The sequence below is a fragment of the Gryllotalpicola daejeonensis genome (assembly GCF_039538145.1).
Lineage (GTDB): Bacteria > Actinomycetota > Actinomycetes > Actinomycetales > Microbacteriaceae > Gryllotalpicola > Gryllotalpicola daejeonensis.
In genome coordinates, this window is the sequence record NZ_BAABBV010000001.1 from 1,897,357 (window position 1) to 1,918,365 (window position 21,009).

The 21,009-nt window shown below is 69.3% G+C and carries 13 protein-coding genes; 8 read left to right on the plus strand and 5 right to left on the minus strand.

Annotated elements, in window-relative coordinates:
- Positions 1-9: 9 nt before the first annotated feature.
- Entirely contained in the window at positions 10-1,776 is a 1,767-nt protein-coding gene (locus ABD736_RS09310; protein WP_344791473.1) for an MFS transporter, read from the plus strand.
- Between the two features lie 15 nt (positions 1,777-1,791).
- Entirely contained in the window at positions 1,792-2,265 is a 474-nt protein-coding gene (locus ABD736_RS09315; protein ID WP_344791474.1) for a MarR family winged helix-turn-helix transcriptional regulator, read from the plus strand.
- Positions 2,266-2,355: 90 nt separating this feature from the next.
- Here the strand turns inward: ABD736_RS09315 and ABD736_RS09320 are convergent, their stop codons facing one another.
- Complete coding sequence (locus ABD736_RS09320) at positions 2,356-4,830, minus strand: beta-glucosidase family protein (protein ID WP_344791475.1); 2,475 nt, start codon at positions 4,828-4,830, stop codon at positions 2,356-2,358.
- Positions 4,831-4,965: 135 nt separating this feature from the next.
- Here ABD736_RS09320 and ABD736_RS09325 point away from each other — a divergent pair, with 135 nt between their 5' ends.
- Positions 4,966-6,891: an adenylyl cyclase gene (locus ABD736_RS09325; protein ID WP_344791476.1), complete on the plus strand. Its 1,926-nt coding sequence runs from the start codon at positions 4,966-4,968 to the stop codon at positions 6,889-6,891.
- 90 nt (positions 6,892-6,981) lie between these two features.
- Here ABD736_RS09325 and ABD736_RS09330 read toward each other — a convergent pair whose 3' ends face one another.
- Positions 6,982-8,808, minus strand: coding sequence for a DEAD/DEAH box helicase (locus ABD736_RS09330; RefSeq protein WP_344791477.1), 1,827 nt, complete (start codon positions 8,806-8,808; stop codon positions 6,982-6,984).
- Between the two features lie 270 nt (positions 8,809-9,078).
- On the opposite strand from ABD736_RS09330, the gene ABD736_RS09335 reads away from it, so the two are divergent.
- The gene (locus ABD736_RS09335; protein WP_344791478.1) at positions 9,079-10,038 is read left to right on the plus strand and encodes an alpha/beta hydrolase; all 960 of its coding nucleotides are present in this window, start codon (positions 9,079-9,081) and stop codon (positions 10,036-10,038) included.
- A gap of 59 nt (positions 10,039-10,097) precedes the next feature.
- On the opposite strand, the gene ABD736_RS09340 is transcribed toward ABD736_RS09335, so the two are convergent.
- Entirely contained in the window at positions 10,098-13,430 is a 3,333-nt protein-coding gene (locus tag ABD736_RS09340) for an efflux RND transporter permease subunit (RefSeq protein ID WP_344791479.1), read from the minus strand.
- Positions 13,431-13,524: 94 nt separating this feature from the next.
- Complete coding sequence (locus tag ABD736_RS09345) at positions 13,525-14,397, minus strand: endonuclease domain-containing protein (protein WP_344791480.1); 873 nt, start codon at positions 14,395-14,397, stop codon at positions 13,525-13,527.
- A 389-nt stretch (positions 14,398-14,786) separates the two neighbouring features.
- Here ABD736_RS09345 and ABD736_RS09350 point away from each other — a divergent pair, with 389 nt between their 5' ends.
- The 3 genes from ABD736_RS09350 (at position 14,787) to ABD736_RS09360 (ending at position 18,542) form a co-directional block, all read left to right on the plus strand.
- Positions 14,787-15,641, plus strand: a complete 855-nt coding sequence (locus tag ABD736_RS09350; RefSeq protein WP_344791481.1) for a DUF4097 family beta strand repeat-containing protein — start codon at positions 14,787-14,789, stop codon at positions 15,639-15,641.
- A complete protein-coding gene (locus ABD736_RS09355; protein WP_344791482.1) occupies positions 15,638-16,264 on the plus strand; it encodes a PadR family transcriptional regulator in 627 nt (208 codons plus the stop codon). The genes ABD736_RS09350 and ABD736_RS09355 overlap by 4 nt, the downstream gene beginning before the upstream one ends.
- A 76-nt stretch (positions 16,265-16,340) precedes the next feature.
- Positions 16,341-18,542, plus strand: a complete 2,202-nt coding sequence (locus ABD736_RS09360; protein ID WP_344791483.1) for an APC family permease — start codon at positions 16,341-16,343, stop codon at positions 18,540-18,542.
- On the opposite strand, the gene ABD736_RS09365 is transcribed toward ABD736_RS09360, so the two are convergent.
- The gene (locus ABD736_RS09365; RefSeq protein WP_344791484.1) at positions 18,543-19,574 is read right to left on the minus strand and encodes a LacI family DNA-binding transcriptional regulator; all 1,032 of its coding nucleotides are present in this window, start codon (positions 19,572-19,574) and stop codon (positions 18,543-18,545) included.
- A gap of 163 nt (positions 19,575-19,737) precedes the next feature.
- On the opposite strand from ABD736_RS09365, the gene ABD736_RS09370 reads away from it, so the two are divergent.
- The gene (locus tag ABD736_RS09370) at positions 19,738-21,003 is read left to right on the plus strand and encodes a sugar ABC transporter substrate-binding protein (protein ID WP_344791485.1); all 1,266 of its coding nucleotides are present in this window, start codon (positions 19,738-19,740) and stop codon (positions 21,001-21,003) included.
- The last annotated feature ends 6 nt before the right edge of the window (positions 21,004-21,009 follow it).

Below are 21,009 nucleotides of genomic sequence, written 5' to 3' on the forward strand. Positions count from 1 at the left end.
CGCGCCGCCGTGTCGAATTCCCTTTTCACCAAAGATCACCCGCGCTATAAGTGGGTCGCGCTGAGCAACACCACGCTCGGCATCCTGATGGCCACGATCAACTCGTCGATCGTGATCATCTCGCTGCCCGCGATCTTCACCGGCATCAAGATCAACCCGCTCGACCCCGCCAACGTCAGCTACCTGCTGTGGATCCTGATGGGCTACCTGCTCGTCACCGCCGTGCTGGTCGTGACCTTCGGCCGCCTCGGCGACATGTTCGGCCGAGTGCGCATCTACAACCTCGGCTTCGTGGTCTTCACGGTCGGCTCGATCGCGCTCGCGCTCAACCCGCTGCAGGGCGGCCATGGCGCGATGTGGCTGATCATCTGGCGCTTCGTGCAGGGCATCGGCGGCGCCATGCTGTTCAGCAACTCGACGGCCATCATCACCGACGCGTTCCCGGCCAACCGCCGCGGCATGGCGCTCGGCATCAACCAGGTCGCCGCCATCGCCGGCTCGTTCATCGGCCTGCTCATCGGCGGCCTGCTCGCCAACCTCTCGTGGCACGTCGGCACGCTCGACGTCGAGTGGGTCTTCCTCGTCTCCGTCCCGGTCGGCATCATCGGCACCATCTGGTCGTACGTCTCGCTGCACGAGGTCGGCGCCACCGCCACCGGCAAGATGGACTGGTGGGGCAACGCCCTGTTCGCGATCGGCCTCGCCTCGCTGCTGACGGCGATCACCTACGGCATCCAGCCCTATGGCGACTCGACCGAGGGCTGGACCAACCCGTGGGTCCTCGCCGGCCTCATCGGCGGCGCCGTCGTGCTCATCGCGTTCGTGTTCGTCGAGCTGGCGCAGAAGTCGCCGATGTTCGAGATGCGCCTGTTCCGCATCCGCGCCTTCGCGATGGCGATGCTCGCCGGCCTGCTCTCGTCGATCGGCCGCGGCGGCATGCAGTTCATGCTGATCATCTGGCTGCAGGGCATCTGGCTGCCGCTGCACGGCGTCGCCTATGACCAGACGCCGCTCATGGCCGGCTTCGCGATGCTTCCCATCACGATCGGATTCCTCATCTCCGGCCCGCTGTCAGGGACCATCTCCGATCGGGTCGGCCCGCGCCTGTTCGCGACCACCGGTCTGCTGGTCGTCGCAGCGACGTTCGTGCTGCTGATCATCCTGCCGATCGACTTCACCTACTGGCAGTTCGCGCTGATCACCTTCTTCAACGGCATCGGCTCCGGCATGTTCGCCGCCCCGAACCGCGCGGCCATCATGAACTCCGTGCCGGCCAACATGCGCGGCTCGGCGTCTGGCATGGCTGGCACCGTGCAGAACTCGGGCACCTCGCTGTCGATGGGCATCTTCTTCTCGCTGCTCATCGCGGGTCTGTCGAGCGCGCTGCCGAAGGCGCTCTTCTCGGGCCTCACCCAGCAGGGCGTGGCCGCGGCGGTCGCCACCAAGGTCTCCGCTCTGCCGCCGGTCTCGAGCGTCTTCGCGGCATTCCTCGGCTACAACCCGATGGACACCCTGCTCGGCAAGGGCGGCATGAACGTGCTGCACACGCTGCCCGCGGCCGCGCAGAAGACGCTCGTCGGCAACGAGTTCTTCCCGCACCTCATCTCCGGCGCATTCCACGACGGCCTGGTCGTCGTGTTCATCGCGGCAGCGGCCATGTCGGTCGTCGCGGCGATCGCGTCGCTGATTCGCGGAAAGCACTACGTGCACGACATCCACGCCGTGGCAGAATCCATCGAAGCCCACGAGGCCGCGGCAGAGGCCAAGGTCTCCTGATTTAGAAGCGTGAGCATGGCCCGGACGGATCAGACCCAGCACTCCAGCACCGCGTTGCCCGAGCCGACAGAGAACGACTTCGCGACGAGGTTCGCGGTCGCGATCGGTCGCATCAATCGGCGCATCCGGCCGACGCACGATGGCATCAGCCACGGGCTGGTGTCGGCGCTCGGAAGCGTGGTGCGCGTCGGGGAGATCCGTCCGGGCGACCTCGCCCGCCTCGAGTCGGTCGCGGCGCCGACTATGACCCGCCTGGTCGCCGACCTCGAGGCCCGCGGTCTCGTGACCCGGCGCCCGGACCCCAGCGACGGCCGCTCGTTCTTCGTCGTCGCGACCGAAGCGGGCATCGATGCGATCCGTCGTGCCCGCTTCGAGCGCGCCGAGCGCGTCTCCGCCCTGCTCGATACGCTGCCGCCCGAGCAGCTGGCCGCGGTGCGCGCCGCGATCGACGGTCTCGAGACCGCGTCGCAGGCGGCCGTCTCGCGCTGAGCCGCCCCGCACTTCAGTTGCGCCACTGGCTTCCCGTGTGCGCTACTCGGATCCGAGTAGCGGAAAGCGGAAGCCGGTGGCGCAACCGCGTTAAAGGGCGATCGTCACCGTCTTGCCCTCGTCACGGGCGTCGAGTGCGGCGCGGATCGTGTACTCGCCCACCGGCAGCACCCAGCGCTGCGCGGCGACGCTCCACACTTCGAACGCCCGCCGCGGAATCCGCAGCGTGAGTGCGACGACGCGGCCCGCGAGCACCTCCTGCGCGGCGTAGCCGGCGAGCCAGCGCTTCGGCCGATCCCACCCGCCGTCGCCGTCGACATCCGTCGGGCCGGACAGATAGAACTGCACGACGCCACGCGCATCGCGCTCGCCGTCATTCGTGAGAGCGACCGTGACGGGCAGCGTGTCGTCGGGGCTCCACTCCTCGGCGGCGATCGGGTCGCCGAGCCGCCACGTGCCGTAACCCAGCCCGAACCCGAACGGGCGGGCAGGAACCCGGACGAGCCGATCCCACCCGCGATAGCCGACGTGCACGCCCTCGGTGTACTCGACGACCCCGTCGACCGGCACCGCGTCGGGGACCGGCACGTCGGCCTCGGCCGCCGGCAGCGTCCACGGCAGGCGCCCACTCGGCTCGGTCGCTCCGGTGAGCGCATCGGCGAGACCGTGTCCCGCCTCCTGCCCCGGCAGCCAGAACCACAGCACCGCGGGCACCTCGTCGAGCCACGGCAAGATGACGGGCGCGCCCGCGTTCACGACCACGATGGTGCGCGGGTTCGCGGCGGCGACGCGGCGCACGAGCTCGTCCTGACGGCCGGGCAGCGCGAGGCTCTGGCGGTCCCAGCCCTCGGACTCGACCTCCTCGTTGGTGCCGACGACGACGATCGCGACGTCTGCGTCGGCCGCAGCGGCGACAGCCTCGTCGAGGTCGGCGTCGTCGTCGCGGATCTCGGCGTCGTGGCGCAGCTCGAACCTCACGAAACGGCTGTAGGCGCCGGCATCCACCGCCTGGCACTCGACCCGGATCTCGACGACCCTCGTCTCGCCGTCGGCGACCTCGACGACCGCGCTCGGGCCGCTCGGGTGGTTCGCCGACGAGTTCAAGATGACGTTCGCGTCAGCGAACTCGTCGGACTCGCTCACGAGCTCGCCGTCGAACCACGCCTTGTGGTTGCCGCAGAGACCGACCTCGACGCGGTGCGCACCCGGCTCGGCGAGAGTCACCCGCGCGGTCACGATCGCGGTCTGCGCGCCCTCGGCGATGCCGCGGTTCCAGCCCTCGCGCGCGTCGACGACGACCGGCTCGCCGACGGGTTCGCCGTCGGCGTCGCGCAGCTCGAGCGTGTAACCGGGCTCGCCACCCTCGGTCGCGACGAGTGCCGGGTCGATCAGGTGCGCGAACCGCCGCGACGACGCGCCGCGGTGCACGGTCAGCTCGGCGTCGGGGAAGGCCTCGCGCAGGCCCTGCTCGGGCGTCACGAGGTATGGCGCGTTCACAAACGCGCTGCCGCCGCCCTGCTCGAAGAGCTCGACGGCGTTCGGGCCGATCAGGGCGATCCTTTCAAGGTCTGCCGCATTCAGCGGCAGCAGCTCGCCTTCGTTGCGAAGCACGACGGATGCCCGTGCCACGGCCTCGCGCAAGAGGGCACTGACGTCCGCCGATCGACTCACCGCCTGCGGCGACTGGAGATCGTCGCTTGCAGTGAGTTCGGCCGAACCATCCGCGGTCTCGAGCTTGCCCACCCGCCCCGCGAGACGCGCGAGTCGCACGACCTTGTCGTCGATGACGGACTCGGGCACGAGCCCCTCGGCGACGGCGGCGAGCAGGTGCTGCTCCCACGGGCCGCCCGGCCCCGGCATGACGAGGTCGAGGCCGCCGAGTGCCGATTCGACGGTGGTCTTCGTGGCGAGCCAGTCGCTCACGACGACGCCGTCGAAGCCCCACTCGCCCTTGAGGATGTCGTTGATCAGGAATCCGTGATCGGTCGCCTGCGCCACCTCGCCGCCCGCCTCGACGCGGTTGTACGCGGCCATGATCGACCAGGCGTGCGCGCGCTTCACGGCCGCCTCGAACGGCGCGAGATAGACCTCGCGCAGCGCCTGCTCCGGAATGCGCGCGAGGTACTCGGTGCGCTCGGTCTCCGACTCATTGCCGATGAAGTGCTTGACGCACACGCCGACGCCCTCGGCCTGCACCGCCTGGACGAAGGCGACCATCGTCTCGGCCGTGAGCACGGGGTCTTCGCTGTAGGTCTCGAAGTGGCGGCCGCCGACCGGCGTGCGCTGCAGATTCACGACGGGCGCGAGCACGACGTCGATGCCGAGGCGCTTGGCCTCGTGGCCGATCAGCGTGCCGAGGCGCGCCACCAGGTCGAGGTCCCAGGCCGCTGCGACGGCCGACGGGTTGGGCAGCTGGGCCGCGGTGGGCGCGGGCTCGGCGATGCCGCGGATGCCGATGGGGCCGTCGCTGAGCGCGATCGCCTCGATGCCCAGCGACTCGATCGAATAGGTCGTGAACGAGGTCTCGCCCGTCAGCAGACGGACCTTCTCTTCGAGTGACGGCACGGGTGCCACCCTATCGGCGGCGGCTCTCTTGACGGGGGCCCGCGGCCGGGACAGCCTGAGCTGAAAACCGGTTGTTCAAAGGAGAACAGCGTGAACACAGGCGCACGAACACGCATCAGGCGGTCGGCTCTCGGCATGGCGGCACTGCTGGCCGTCTCGGGTGTCGGCTTCGCGGCATCCGCCGCTCAGGCATCCCCCCTTCATCTCCCGAAACCCGGCGAGCCCGACTTCGGCCCCAACGTCACGATCGTCGACCCGAGCTGGTCGGTCGCCGACATCAACAAGGCGCTGGCGGCCGCGGGCGGCGAGAGCGAGTTCTCGACGAATCGCCACGCGGTGCTCTTCCAGCCGGGCACCTACGGCTCGGCGACGGGCACCGACGGCTCGACCCAGCCGACCGCGGACCTCGTGAACGGCGCGGTGGGCTACTACGATCAGGTGGCCGGCCTCGGGGCATCCCCCGACGACGTCACGATCAACGGCGCGATCCACTCCGACGGCCAGGCGAACCACCAGGCGATGCCGTGGGCCGGCGGCGAGACCGCGCTCACCAACTTCTGGCGCTCGCTGTCGAACGTGAAGATCAACCCGATCCAGAAGGCGACGGAGGCCGACATCCAGGCCAACACCTACGTCGACGGCGAGTTCCCGGGCGTCATCCCCGGCGTCTTCACCGAGGGCGACGCCGACGCCGGCCAGCTCACCTGGGCCGTCTCGCAGGCCGCGCCGCTGCGCCGCGTCGACGTCGCGGGCAACCTGTCGCTCTTCCCGCGCTTCGGCGGCTACTCGAGCGGCGGTTACCTCGCCGACTCGAAGGTGTCCGGCCAGGTGATCTCGGGCTCGCAGCAGCAGTGGTACACGCGCGACTCGTCGATCGGCTCGTGGAACGGCAGCGTGTGGAACATGGTGTTCTCCGGCGTGCAGGGAGCGCCGGCGCAGTCCTTCCCGACCCCGCCGATGACCACGCTGGCCACGACTCCGGTCACGCGCGACGCCCCGTTCCTCTATTACTCGGGCGGGCAGTACCGCGTGTTCGTTCCCAAGGCGCGCGCGAACACGAGCGGGGTGAATTGGTCGACGGATGCCTCAGCCGGCCGCTCCCTGCCCATCAGCGACGCCTTCATCGCCAAGCCCAGCGACTCTGTGCAGAAGATCAACTCGGCCCTCGCGCAGGGCAAGAGCCTGATCCTCACGCCGGGCGTCTACCGCTACGCGCAGCCGATCGAGGTGAAGCGCGCGGACACCGTGGTGCTGGGCCTCGGGCTGCCGACCCTGGTGCCGACGCGCGGCAACGCGGCGCTCACCACGGCCGACGTGCGCGGCTCTGTGATCTCGGGCATCACGGTCGACGCCGGTGCGAAGAAGTCGGCCGTGCTCATCCAGCTCGGGTCGCGGCACGGCGACTCGGGTCGCGCGCATGAGTCGCAGGCATCCGACCCCGCCCTGCTCTCCGACGTGTTCGTGCGCGTCGGCGGCGCCGAGGCCGGCTCGGTCGACACGGCGATCGAGGTGAACTCGAGCCACGTGATCCTCGACGACATCTGGTCGTGGCGGGCCGACCACGGCACCGGAGTGGGTTGGACCCAGAACACCGCGAACAGCGGCCTCGTCGTGAACGGCGACGACGTCACCGCCACGGGCCTGTTCGTCGAGCACTACCAGAAGAACCAGGTGGTGTGGAACGGCGAGCGCGGCACGACCGTGTTCTACCAGAGCGAGCTGCCCTACGACGTGCCCAACCAGGCCGCCTGGACGGATCGCTCGGGCCGCACCGCGCGCGACGGCTACGCCTCGTACCGCGTCGGCGACCGGGTGCGCACGCACACGGCCTACGGCCTCGGTGTCTACTCCTACTTCAACCAAGGGGTCGACATCGTCGAGGCGTCCGCCATTCAGGGCCCGACGGCACCCGACGTGAGGTTCGCCGACATGGTCACCCGCTTCCTCGACGGCAGCGGCAGCATCACGCACGTGATCAACGACCAGGGCGCCGCGGTGCGCCTCGCCCAGCCGGGTGAGGACGCGAACGTGGTCGAGACGAGCTACCTCACCTCGAACTAGCGCGTCGCCCTGTCGGTTGCGCCACTGGCTTCCGCCTTGCGCCACTCGGATCCGAGGCGCGCATCGCGGAAGCCAGTGGCGCACGCGGCGCTATTCGGCGGTGCCGTTCGCGAGGTCGGTGAGCAGCTGGTCGCCGGGGTTCACCTGGTCCCACTCCGCGGTGATCTCGGCGCGCTCGAGCAGCCCCTCGATGCGGCGCGTGCGGCCGCGTGAGGTGAGCGTCACGACGGTGCCGGTCTTGCCTGCGCGGCCGGTGCGACCGGCGCGGTGCAGGTAGGTCTTGTACTCGTCGGGCGCGTCCGCCTGGATCACGAGGTCGATGTCGTCGACGTGGATGCCGCGGGCTGCGACATCCGTCGCCACCAGCACGTTCACGCGGCCCTTGGTCAGCTTCTCGAGGTTGCGCGTGCGCTTGGACTGGTTGAGGTCGCCGTGCAGCGCGACCGCCGCGACGCCCTCGTCCTCGAGGCCGTTCGCGACGTCCTCCGCGTAGCTGCGCGTGCGGGTGAAGACGAGCGTCTTCCCGTCGCGGTCGGCGAGCTGGCGAATGACCTCGAGCTTCTCGCGGTGGTCGATCACGAGAACACGGTGATCGATGGTGCCGGATGCCTGGTCCTCGCCGGCGACCTCGTGAACGGCCGGCTCGACCAGGAACTCGTCGACGAGCGCCGCGACGCCCGTGTCGAGCGTGGCCGAGAAGAGCAGCTTCTGGCCGCCCTCCGCCGTCTGGCGCAGGATCGTCTGCACCGGCTCGAGGAAGCCGAGGTCGCACATGTGGTCGGCCTCGTCGAGCACCGTGATGCGCACGTCGGAGAGGTCGAGGCGGCCCTGGTCCACCAGGTCGAGGATGCGACCAGGGGTGCCGATCACGATGTCGACACCGCGCTCGAGGGCGATGACCTGCGAACGCTGCGGCACACCGCCGTAGATCTGCGTGGTGAAGAGGCCGACGGAGCGCGCGATCGGCTGCACCGTGCGGTCGATCTGCAGCGCCAGCTCGCGCGTCGGCGCGAGGATCAGCGCACGCGGCGCACGGCCCTGCTGGCGCTTGGCGCGCTTGCCCTGCTTGATCTCCTCAGACCCGCTGCGCAGCAGACTCTCGGCGACGGGGGCGCCGAACGCGATGGTCTTGCCGGAGCCGGTGCGGCCGCGGCCCAGCACGTCGCGACCCGCGAGCACGTCGGGGATCGTCGCCGCCTGGATCGGGAACGGGCGGTGCGCCCCCATTCCGTCCAGCGCGCGCACGATGCCCTCGCCGAGGCCGAGGTCGGCGAACGTCACGTTCTCGACATCGCCGGCCTGCGTGGCCTGTGCGGTGAGGCGCTCGAGCACGACGTCGTCATGCGGGGTGAAGGATGCCTTCTTGTCGGCGTCCCCGTAGAAGTTGCTCTGGGGCGCTTCACGGCGCGGGGCACGGTCATCGCGGTCGAAGCGACGCGTGGCACGGTCATCGCGGTCGAAGCGACGCGTGGCACGGTCATCGCGGTCGAAGCGACGGGCGGGGCGCTCGTCGGGGTCGAACCGACGCGGGGCGCGGTCGTCACGGTCGAAGCGACGGGCGGGGCGCTCGTCGCGGTCGAAGCTGCGCGGAGCGCGCTCATCACGACGCTCGGGGCGGTTCGAGCGCTCGAAGCGGCGCTCGCCGCGGTCGTGCTGGCGCTCGCGATCGAAGCGGTCCTGGCGCTCGAAGCGCTCGGGGCGGCCGCTCTCGCGACGGTCGGCCGAGTGGCCGCGCGCGACGCGCGTCTCAGACGACCAGCGGGATTTCTTCTGCGGCTCGTCGGCCGAGGCATCCGGTCGGTACCCGCGGTGACCGGCGCTGCGCGAGCCGGGCTTCACGCTCTTACGCGAATAGGAGGAGTTGGGGTCGAAGTTCTTGGGGGCACGGCTGCCGCCGCGCTTCTCGTTCTTGGGCATGGAAAAGCCACTGCTTTCTGAAGTTGTGCATGGGTCAGAGCTCGCTCTGCGACGAGGTCCGGGAGCGCACATCGCTCCTACCGGCGCCTCTGACATACAAACTTTGGGTTGCCCTCACTGGGCACATCAGAAAGCCGACCTGACCAGGGTAAGGCAGCTCTCCTGTGAGGTCGCCTGGCCGCGGCATCCCCGGTACCCGAACGGGTGTCACAACACCCAGCCGAACCGTGCTTATGATCCCTGAGTTACACAGCAACGGGAGACGCCGACTTGGCCACGCACATCTCACCGGCGTGGCAGCGTTTCCGTCACCGGGGGCGCGCGCTCGCCGCTCTTTCCGCCCTCGCAGTCGCAGCCGCCGCACTGACTGCGTGCTCGGCGACGAAGGCCACGCCGACCGCTGCCGGGGCGCAGGGCGCACCCGCCGCAGTCGCCCGTAGCACCCCGCCACCCGGCGTCGTCGTGACCGCCGACGTGCCGTACGCCGGCACGCCGAACCGGCAGCAGCAGCTCGACGTGTGCGCACCGACCGCCACGGGCAAGCCACGGCCCGCGGTGCTGCTGATCCATGGCGGCGGGTGGCACTCCGGCGACAAGTCCACGGTCGAGGACACGTGCGAGTGGCTCGCGCAGTCGGGCTTCGTGACCTTCAACATCGACTACCGGCTCTGGCCGGCCGCGCGCTATCCGGCGCAGCCCGACGACGCCGTGGCCGCACTGCGCTTCCTGCGCGCCCCGGCGACCGTCGCCCACTACGAGATCGACCCGACTCGCATCGGCGTGTTCGGCGGCTCGGCCGGCGGGCAGCTCGCGGCGTCGATCGCGCTGCGCGGCACCGGCCCGCTGACCAGCGGTGACCGCGTCGCCGCCCTCGTCGACCTCTCGGGACCGATGGACCTGACCGGCTCGGTGACCCCGCACCAGGATGCGCGCCTGACCGTCGACGAGCAGCAGTTCCTGAACTGCCGCAACCTCGCGCGCTGCGCCGCGGCGAAGGCCGCGTCGCCGCTGCGCGCCGTCACGCCCGACGACCCGCCCACCTTCATCGGGCAGGCGACCGTCGATTTCGTGCCGCGTGAGCAAGGGGATGCGCTGGCGCGCGCTCTGACGGATGCCGGTGTGCCGGTCACCGTCGAGACGACGCGCGGCCAGCTGCACTCGTTCGCGGTGCTGACGCCGAAGATGCGCACCGACATCGCGGAGTTCCTGCACCAGCAGCTCGGCCAGTAGTTTCTGCCGGCGCCGTCGAGTACGCCGTACTCGCGGGAAAGAGCGCCGTTTAGACGCGACTACTCCGTACTCGCGGGCTCTGCCGCGGCCGCCGCACGCTTCTGAGCCCGCCGCTCGCGCGCACCCTCGACGAGGTTGTACAGCGTCGGCAGCACCACCAGCGTCAGTACCGTCGACGAGACCAGCCCGCCGATCACCACGATCGCGAGCGGCTGCGAGATGAACGAGCCGTGGCCGGTGATTCCGAGCGCCATCGGCGTCAGCGCACAGATCGTCGCGAGGGCGGTCATCAGGATCGGGCGCAGGCGCCGAGAGGCTCCGTGCGCCACGGCCTGCGGCACAGGCATCCCACGTTCTCGATACTGGTTCACGAGATCGACGAGCACGATCGCGTTGGTCACCACGATGCCGATCAGCATCAGCACGCCGATCAGCGACGCGACTCCGAGCGGGATGCCCGAGATCACCTGCAGGATGATCGCGCCGGTCGCCGCGAACGGCACCGAGACGAGCAGCAGCAGCGGCTGCCTGAGCGACTTGAACGTCGCGACCATGACGATGTAGACGATCAGGATCGCCGCGAGCAGCGCGAGCCCGAGCTGCGAGAAGGCCTCGGACTGACTCTGCTGCACGCCGCCGAGCTCGGCGGTGGCGCCGGTCGGCAGCTTCACTGCGGCGAGCGCGGCGTTCACGTCGCGGTTGGCCTGGGTCAGGTCCTGGCCGGCCGGAGTCGCCGTGATGGTCGCGCTGCGCAGCCCCTTCTGGGTCGTCACCTTGGTGGGCCCGGTGGCCTGGTGCACGTCGGCGAGGGTGTCGAGCGCGACCGGACCGGCGGCCGTCGGCACCTGAAGCGCCTTGAGCTCGTCGATCGTCGTCGGCGCATCGGGGTTGTTCAGATAGATCTTCAGCGTCGTCTGGTCGATGGCGATCGTGCCCACCTGCGTTGGCTGCATCGACTGCGACACGAGCTGGCTGAGCGCCACCTCGGTGAGCCCGGCCTGCGCGGCCTTGCTGCGGTTCACATCGACTGCGATGTAGGGCAGGTCGGCCGACAGCCCACTGCTCACCTGCGTCAGCGAGTGATACCCGTCGAGCTTTTTCACGAGCGCATCGGATGCCTGCTGCAGCGCCTCGTCGTCAGGGGCGGTCACGTCGATCTCGATGTCGCTGGAACCGCCGAAGCCCTGGCTCGACGCCAGCTGCACCGTGCCGACATCCTTCAGGTCCTTGAGCTTGCTCTTGATCGAGCTCTGCAGCGCGACCTGGTCGGCGTTCGGGTCGGTCGTGACGCTGAACGTGGTGCCGGAGCCGCCGCCTCCGAATGCATCGGCGATCGCGCTGCCGCTGCCGCCGACCGAGGTCTGCACGGTCTTGACCCCCTTGGTGTCACGCAGCAGCTGCTCGACCGGCTTCGATGCCGCGTTCTTCGCGTCGAGGCTCGCCCCGGGCGGCAGGGTTTGATTCACCGTGAGGGTGTTCTGGCCGCTGTCGCCGAGGAAGTTGGTGGTCAGCAGCGGGCCCAGGGCGGCGGTGCCGACCAGCACGAGCACCGCGATGATCACGGTGAGACCCGAGTGGCGCAGGGTCCAGTTGATGATCGGCAGGTAGCCGCGCTGCAGACGCGTCGGGTGCTCGAGCTCGTCCGTGCGACCGGCCTCGATCTCGGCGTCGAGAGCCGCACGAGTGCCCTCTCTGAGCTTGGGCGGCCGAACGAACCAGTACGCCAGCACCGGCACGATCGTCAGCGCCACCAGAAGCGAGGCGAGCAGCGCGATCGTGACCGTGACCGCGAACGGCCGGAACAGCTCGCCCGTCACATCGCCCACGAAGGCGATCGGCAGGAACACCGCGACGGTCGTGATCGTCGACGCCGTGATCGCGCCCGCGACCTCGCGCACGGCCAGGACGACGGTCGCCGCCCGGTCGGCCCCCGGCACCAGATGTCGTTTGATGTTCTCGATGACCACGATCGAGTCGTCGACCACACGGCCGATCGCGATCGTGAGACCGCCGAGCGTGATGATGTTGAGCGTGTAGTCGCTCGCCCACATCACGATGAAGGTGATCAGCACACTGGTCGGAATCGAGATCGCCGTCACGATCGTCGACCGCACCGACAGCAGGAACACCAGGATCACGATCACCGCGAAGCCGAGGCCCAGCAGGCCCTCTTCGGCCAGCGACGAGATCGACTGGGTGATAAACGGCGCCTGATCGAATACCGTGGTGAGCTTCACGTCGCCGCCGAGCTTGTCGCGCAGCGACGGGATCAGGTCTTTGACCGCGTTCGAGACGTCGACCGTGTTCGCGGCAGGCAGCTTGGTGACGGCGATCGTGAGCGCGGGCTCGCCGTTCACGCGCGAGAGCGTCGTGGTCGGGTCCGTATTGAGAACGACGGATGCCACGTCGCCGATCGTCTTCGGCGCGGCCGGTTCCCCCTGCTGCGTCGGAGGCACCGCCAGGCCGGCGCCCGACGAGGCGGATCCTGCGCCCGCCCCTGCGGCTCCGGCAGCACTCGTGCCCGCTCCGGCAGACCCGGCACCGCCAGCACCGGCGCCACCTGCGCCAGCACCGGCGGCACCCGTTGCTGCCGAGGAACCGCCGCTCGCGGCATCCCCGGCCCCACTTTGCGCGCCCTGCCCGCTCGCCGCGCTCGGAATCAGCGGCAGCTTCTTGATGTCGTCGATCGAGCCGAGCTGCGAGCCGGCCTGCACCGTGAGGGTCTGCGAGCCGCTGGTGAGCTGGCCGGCGCCGACGAGCACGCCGTTCTGCTGCAGGGCGCTCGTTATGGCCTGGGTGCTGAGCCCCGCGGCGGCGAGCTTGGCGGTGTCGGGTGTGATCGTGACCCGCTGGCCGGCGAGGCCGATGAGCTGGGCGTCGTCGACTCCGTCGGCCTTCTTGATCTCGGGCAGCACCAGCCGGCTGATGTCGTCGCCGAGGTTGGCCGTGTCGTCGGTGCCGGTGGCCGCGATCTGGATGACCGGCAGGTCGTCGAGGCTCGCGCTGATGACCTGCGGCGTGACGTTCGACGGCAGCGTGGAGGAGATCTGGTTGATCGCCTGGTTGATCTTCTGCTCGGCGGTGTCGAGGTTCGTGCCGTAGTTGAACTGCGCCGTGATGAGCGACTGGTTCGTCGAGCTGACCGCCGAGGTCTGGTCGAGGCCGGGGACGCCCTGGATGGCCGTCTCGATGGGGGTGCTCACGTCGTTCGAGACGACGGCGGGGCTCGCGCCGGGGTAGGTCGTCAGGATCGCGAGCTGCGGGAACTGCACAGAGGGGATCAGCTCTTGCTTGAGGTTGGTCAACGCCACCCCGCCGAAGATCGCGGCGCAGATCGTGATGAGCGCGATGAGCGCGCGGTTCCTCATGCTCAGGACGGCGAGGTTGTGCATGCCCGGCATCCTTTCAGTGTTCGATAACGCGCGCCTGGGTGCGGTCACCTGGTGCGCCTTGTGCCGCGGGTCACCGATTCCGTCGCGGTGGGCGTTATTCGTGCGCCTTGCGCCGCTTGCGCACCGAATCGGTGACCGAGGGATGCTTCGCCTCGCGGATCATCCGCTCGATGACCTCGAGCACCTGCTCCCAGTTCCGGTCGACCAGCCCGGGGTCGATGCGGAGCACGCGGATGCCCCGCGCCTCGGTTCCGAGGTCGCGGCGGTGATCGGCTTCGAGGGTCTCCTTGTGCTGCGCACCGTCGGTCTCGACGGCGAGCACTCCGTCGACCAGGTTGTCGAGATGGCCGACGCCCTCGACGTAGAACTGAGGGGTGACGACGTGGCCGGCGCGCCGCAGCCACAGCCGCACCTTCGTCTCGTAGCCCGACTGGGCGCGGAACTCGGTGTCGACTTCGGTGAGCGCTGCCGTCAGACGCCGAGGGGCGGCCCGGATCACCGCGAGCGCCTGGGCGCGCGAGATCTTCCGCAGGTGCACCGCCGACTCGATGGCCGCGATGAGGTCGTCGGGCGGCAGGCAGCGCATCGCGCAGAACAGCGCCTCGCGCACCGTCACGCGGGTGCGGCTGCGGCCGGGGAACCGGATGCGATCCCAGTGGATTCTGGGTCGGAGCCCTTTCGCCCGCACTCGCGCCGGAACATGCCGGTCGCCTCGCTGCGCGCGCAGGTGCAACCCACGATGGTGGCCGGTCCAGATGCCCTCTGCGCGAAGCACGCTGATGCAGTCCAGGCGCGCACCGCAGGCGACGGCGAGGCGCTCCGGCTGCTCGAGGTGCGCACACGCGAACGTGCCACGGCGGGGCTTATAGGCAATCGCAAGCAACTGCGCTCGGTCTCTCCGGCCGAGGCCCGCGTTCCGCAGTTCAGCCGTGGTGGCCACGTGGCCGAGATCGCACAGGACAGACACGCAGTCAGGGTGGCCTGCCGGGCGGGTCCACGGGCCGCTGGCGACAGATCTGTGGACAACACGGGTTGCCGCACGTCACCGATCCGACGGATCTGTGGACAACGAGGGTGTCCGCGGGTCACCGATTCGGTCGAAACGGGCTCGGCGAAGCATCCCTCGGGCTCTCCAATCCGAATCGGTGACTTGCGGAACTTGGGTGGCGGACTATCGGCCCGAGGAATCTGACCCCACAGCCCATAAATCGACCCCACAGCCCATAAATCGACCCCACGGCCCAAAGATCGGCCCCACAGCCGCACAATCAGGGGAAACCCCGAGGGCGCAGACGCGATATATCGTGTTACCTTGATCGCATCATCAGTCACGATATATCGCGTTTGGAGAGCGACATGCCTGAAGAGAAGTGGCTCATCAACCCGGGTCAGGCGAAGACGATCGACCTCGACGGAATCACCTCGCTGAAGATCGGCCTGATCGGCGGCCAGGTCGACGTGATCGGCCACGATGAGCCGACCACCCGCGTCGAGATCAGCGGCGTCACCGGCAAGGACATCAAGGTCACGGCAGAGAACGGCCGCCTCGAGATCGACCACCCGCAGCTGCGGTGGGACAACTTCCTCGACGTCTTCCGCTCGTGGCAGGGCAAGGCGCGCGCGGACGTCTCGGTGCTCGTGCCCCGCAACGTGGCGCTGAAGCTCGGCACGGTCAGCGGCCACGCCCTGGTCTCGGGCCTGATCAGCGACGCCCGACTCAGCACCGTCAACGGCGACCTCACGGCCGACACCCTGGTCGGCAACGTCGAGCTCAACGCCGTCTCGGGCGAGCTCGCCGTGCAGAACCACCTCGGCGCCGTGAAGGCGAACACCGTCAACGGCGACGTGACCGCGAGCGGCACGCTCAGCCGGGTCACGGTCGACGGGGTCAGCGCCAACGTGTTCCTCGACGTGCGCGGCATCCCCGACAGCATCCGTCACAACACCGTGAGCGGCGACCTCACCATGCGGCTCGACGACGACGCGCCCGCCCGCTTCCGCATCAACACCGTCTCCGGCGTGCTGCAGATGGAGAACACCATCTACCGCGGCTCGGGCGCCCGCAACTTCGACTACCAGGACGGCCCGCTCGACAAGCTCTGGATCGACGTCAACGCCAACTCGGTGAGCGGCAACGTCTCCGTCGTGCGACGCCCGGCGAATGCGACGGCGGATGCCTCGGCCGACGCAACCCCGAAGGAGACGCTGTGACACCCCCGGTCTTCAGCCACGGCAGCCTGCGCCTGTACCTGCTGAGCCTGCTGCAGGACGCCCCGAAGCACGGCTACGAGCTCATCCAGGCGCTCGAGCAGCGCTTCGGAGGCACCTACAGCCCGAGCGCGGGCACGATCTACCCCCGGCTCTCGAAGCTCGAGGAAGACGGCCTCGTCACGAAGACGACCGAGGGCCGCAAGACCGTGTACGAGATCACGGATGCCGGCCGGCTCGAGCTCGAGCGCAGAGAGGGCGAGCTGCGCGACATCGAGAACGAGGTGACCGACTCGGTGCGCCGGCTCGCCGACGAGGTGCGCCACGGCGTGAACCAGGCGCTCAAGTCACTGCGCGCCGATCTGGCCAGCGCCGCGCGCGAGTCCGCCCAGCACGCGACGACGGGCCCGACGGCGCACGCCCCCGCACCGGACTTCGACGCGCAGGTGCGCTCGCGCTTCGCGCTGCGCGAGGCCGAGAACGCGGTGAACGAGTTCCGTCAGCAGTTGCGCAGCGAGTTGCGCGCGATCGCCGCGCGGGGCGAGCTGACGGATGCCGCCGTCGAGGCGCTGCGCGCGCAGCTCGCCAGAATCCGGGTCGAGCTGCTGCAGGTGATACACCGCTGAGCGCCCGCTGGGAGGTATCCCGACATGCAGACACGCGGTTTTGATAGGTGATTCCCCACGACTAAAGTTGCCGCTCGTGACAAACGAGGCTAAGACCTCAACCAACGAGGCATTCTCTGCCAAGCGCTGGTTGATCGGCGAGCCGCTCGCGAGCGAGAAGCTCGAGGGCCAGCTGCTCCCGAAGCGTCTTGCGCTACCCATCTTCGCGTCCGACGCGCTCTCCTCGGTGGCCTACGGCCCGCAGGAGCTGATGCTGATCCTGCTCGCGGGGGGTGTGTCGTTCCTCGCCTTCTCACCGTGGATCGCCGTCGCGGTCGTGGTCGTCCTTGTCACGGTCGTCGCCTCGTACCGCCAGCTGATCAAGGCGTACCCCTCGGGCGGCGGTGACTTCGAGGTCGCCCACAAGAACCTCGGCGAGAAGGCGGGCCTGATCGTCGCAGCCGCCCTGCTCACCGACTATGTGCTGACGGTCGCCGTGTCGGTCGCCTCCGGTGTCGACAACATCATCTCGGCCGTGCCGATGCTGCACGAGTTCCGAGTCGAGCTCTCGATCGTGTTCGTCGCGCTGATCGCCATCGTCAATCTGCGCGGCGTGCGCGAGGCGAGCAAGGCCTTCGCGATTCCGACCTATGTCTTCGCGGCCAGCATCGCCGTCATGGTGATCACGGCGCTCGTGCGCACCGCCGCGGGGCACGCCCCGATCGCGGAATCCGCGGGCTACAGCGTCAAGCACGTCGAGCAGCTCACCCAGGCCGGGCTGGTCCTGCTGCTGCTGCGCGCCTTCGCGAGCGGCTGCTCGGCCCTGACCGGTGTCGAGGCGATCGCGAACGGCGTGCAGGCCTTCCGCGTTCCGAAGATCCGCAACGCCCGCACCACCCTGCTCATGCTGGGCGGCATCGCCGTGACGCTGTTCGTGGGCCTCGTCGTCACGGCGCTCATCGCGCATGTGCACTACGCGCAGAATCCCTGTGATCTCTCGGGCTGGGCGCAGTGCGCCACGCAGCCGCAGCGCAGCCTGATCGCCCAGCTCGCGGCCGCGACCTTCGGCAACAACTCCGTCCTGTTCTTCATCGTGCAGGCCGCGACCGCCGTGGTCCTGCTGCTGGCTGCGAACACGGCGTTCAACGGATTCCCGCTGCTGACGTACGTCCTCGCGAAAGAGTCCTACGCGCCCAAGGCGCTGTCGACGCGCGGCGACCGACTGGTCTTCTCGAACGGCGTCGTGGGCCTCGCCCTGGCCGCGATCGTGCTGCTGCTGATCTACCAGGCGAACCTGTCGAACCTGATCCAGCTGTACATCATCGGCGTCTTCGTCTCGTTCACGCTCGGCCAGTCGGGCATGGTGCGGCACTGGATGCGCCTGCTGCGGGACGGACGCGACGGCGCCGGCTTCCGCACGGCAGACGGCGAGCTGATGAACCGCGGCTCGATCATCCGCAGCCTGAGCATCAACGCCTTCGGCGCGATCCTCACGGCATCCGTGCTCATCGTCGTCACGATCACCAAGTTCACGCACGGCGCCTGGATCGTCTTCATCATCATGCCGATCCTGTGGCTGCTCATGCTCGGCGTGAACCGGTACTACCGCGACGTCGAGAAAGAGGTCGAGGTCGACCCCGGCGACAAGTTCGGGTCGACGGGCGACCACGCGATCGTGCTCGTCGGCAAGATGCAGAAGCCGGCGCTCAAGGCTCTCGACTACGCGATCTCGGCGAAGCACGACTCGATCGAGGCGGTGCACATCGTCGTCGACGCAGAGTCGACCGAGCGCCTGAAGCAGCAGTGGAAGGACATGAACATCCATGTCCCGCTGACGCTGATCGACTCGCCGTACCGCGACTACGCGCTGCCGCTCGCGAAGTACATCAAGAAGCGGCGCGAGTTCTGCGGGTCAGAGGTCGTCACGGTCTACCTGCCGCAGTACATCGTCGGCCACTGGTGGGAGCAGATCCTGCACAACCACCGCGCGCGCCGCATCAGCCGCGAGCTGATGCTCGTGCATGGCGTCGTCATCGCGCTGGTGCCGTGGCTGCTGGACTCCTCCGAGCTGATCTACGGCCGCCGCTCGCGCCCGCTGCCCGGCCAGGACCGCCGCGGCGAGCCGCCGCGGCCGATGCCGGCCCGCCACCCCGGCCGCTCGACCCCGGCCGAGCGCGCCGCAGCGGCCGCCGAGGCGATCGCCGCGGCCAACGCCGAGGTGCGGGGCAAGGAAGCGAGCGACGCCGAGCACGAGGCCGGGGCTCGCGACCACGTCGCCGCCGGCACAGAGAAGCACTAGCTAGCCGACCAGCCCGAGGGCGGGGCCCTGGGCGCGCATGATCACGTCGGGGGCGATGAGCCGGTGACCACCGGGGCCGCCCGCCTCGGCATGGCCGACGAGGTCGAGCAGTTCGAGCGCCGCTGCCGCGACCTCGTCGACGCGCTGGTCGATGCTCGAGAATCCGATGGCCTCCGCCACCGGCGTGTTGTCGAAGCCGACGACCGGGAGCGCGCCCGCCGTCTCGATGAGCACACCGAGAGCGAGCGTGTCGCTGGCAGCGATGATGGCATCGAGATCGGATGCCTGCGCCAGCAGCTTCCGGGTCGCAGCACGCGCCTCGGCGACGCCGTCTTCGGACTCGACCGTGAGCCGCACCAGCTCGCTGTCGCCGATGCCGGACTCGCGCAGGGCTGCCGCCCACCCGGCGCGGCGCTCGTCCCCCGTTCCTGACCCGGCCGGCCAGCCGAGGAATCCGATCTGCTGCGCCCCTGTCTCACGCAGGCGCGCGACCGCGTCGCGCACGCCGGCGCGGCCGTCGACGTCGACCCAGAAGTGCAGGGGGTCGCTCAGGTCGGCGATGCCCCACGGGCGGCCGAAGGTGACGAAGGGCTGGCCATGCTCGATGAGCCACTCGGTGCGCGGGTCGCCGTAGTACGTCGCGGCGAGCACGAAGGCGTCGACCACGGCCCCGTCGACGAGCCGCCGGAACTGGCGGATCTCGTCAGCGGCATCGGTCGCAGTGTAGAGCATGACGCTGAGGCCCTTCGCCTCCGCCCGCTCGGTGAGGGCATGCAGGAAGCGATCGAGCACGGCGCCCGAGATGCCGCCGACGAAAGGGTCCAGCCGCACCGCGATGGTCGAGGCTCGGCGGGTGCGCAGGCGGCGCGCGGCGGCGTGGGGCCGGTACCCCAGCTCGGCGATCGCAGCCTCGACCCTGGCCCGCGTTTGAGCCCGCACGATCTCGGGCGAGTTCAGCACGTTCGAGACCGTCTGCCGCGAGACGGAGGCCGCTCGGGCGACGTCGCCGATCGTCGGCAGCCGCCTCGCCATGCACGCCTCCTCTCGGGCCGGTCGGCGCACCGTGTCCCCCAAAAGGGGTTGACACCCGCGCGCCTTCGCGTGAGTGTTGTCCTACCTTATTAGATCGATCAAATCCCGCAACGGCGCGGATCTGGGCGATCGCATCGACGGGGATGTACGCAAGGGAGTGCTCATGTTCAGATCGCTCACCCGCACCGTGATCGTGGGGGCCGTGGCTGCAGCCGCAGCGGTCGCCCTCGCCGGGTGCGGCTCCGGATTCGGGGGCAGCAACGACAACGGCAACGGCTCGGGCAATGGGGGCCTCACCTCGTCGAAGGATCCGCTGACCGTGCTGATCGGCTCGAGCGGCGACGCCGAGACCGCTGCGGTCAAGTCGGCGGTCGCCGACTGGTCGTCGAGCTCCGGCACGAAGGCGACCGTCATTCCCGCCAACAACCTCGACCAGCAGCTGGCGCAGGGCTTCGCGGCGAAGAAGCCCGCCGATGTCTTCTACCTCTCGACCGGCTCACTGCCGGGCTACGCCGCCAACGGCTCGCTGCTGGCCTACGGCGACAAGCTGCCGAGCGACCTGAAGAACGACTTCTACCCGTCGCTGGTCAAGAACTTCACCTACGACGGCAAGTTCTATTGCGCACCGAAGGATGTCTCGACGCTGCAGCTCATCGTCAACACCGACAAGTGGAAAGCGGCGGGCCTCACCGATTCCGACTACCCGAAGTCGTGGGACGACCTGAAGGCCGTCGCCAAGAAGCTCACGACCGGTGGCACGACCGGCCTCGTGGTCTCGGGCCAGTACGAGCGCCTCGGCGCCTTCATGGTGCAGGCCGGCGGGAACCTGACCAACCCCGACAACACGAAGGTGACGGCGAACAGCGCCGCCAACGTGCAGGCGCTCACCTACGCGCAGTCGCTGCTGAAGGCCGGCTCCATGAAGTTCGCGGCCGACGTCGGCACGGGCTGGGGTGGCGAGGCCTTCGGCAAGGGGCTCGCCGCGATGACGATCGAGGGCAACTGGATCTCCGGCGCGATGGGCGACTACCCGAACATCCACTACAAGGTGGTGCCGCTGCCCGAGGGGCCGAAGGGGAAGGGCACCCTGCAGTTCACGAACTGCTGGGGCATCGCGTCCGACAGCCCGAACCAGAAGGCGGCGCTCGACCTCGTCGAGAAGCTCGCGTCGAAAGACGACCAGCTGAAGTTCGCGAAGGCGTTCGGTGTCATGCCGTCGATCCAATCGGCCGCGTCCGACTGGAAGCAGGAGTTCCCGCAGTACACGCCGTTCCTCGACGCGACCGACTACGCGCAGGGCACCCCGACCCTCAAGGGCGTCTCCGACGTGATCACCGCTCTCGACGGCAAGATCGCCCAGCTGAAGACGACGGATCCGAAGACGATCCTCGACTCGGCGCAGAGCAATCTGCAGGCGCTCCTCCAGTGACCGCGC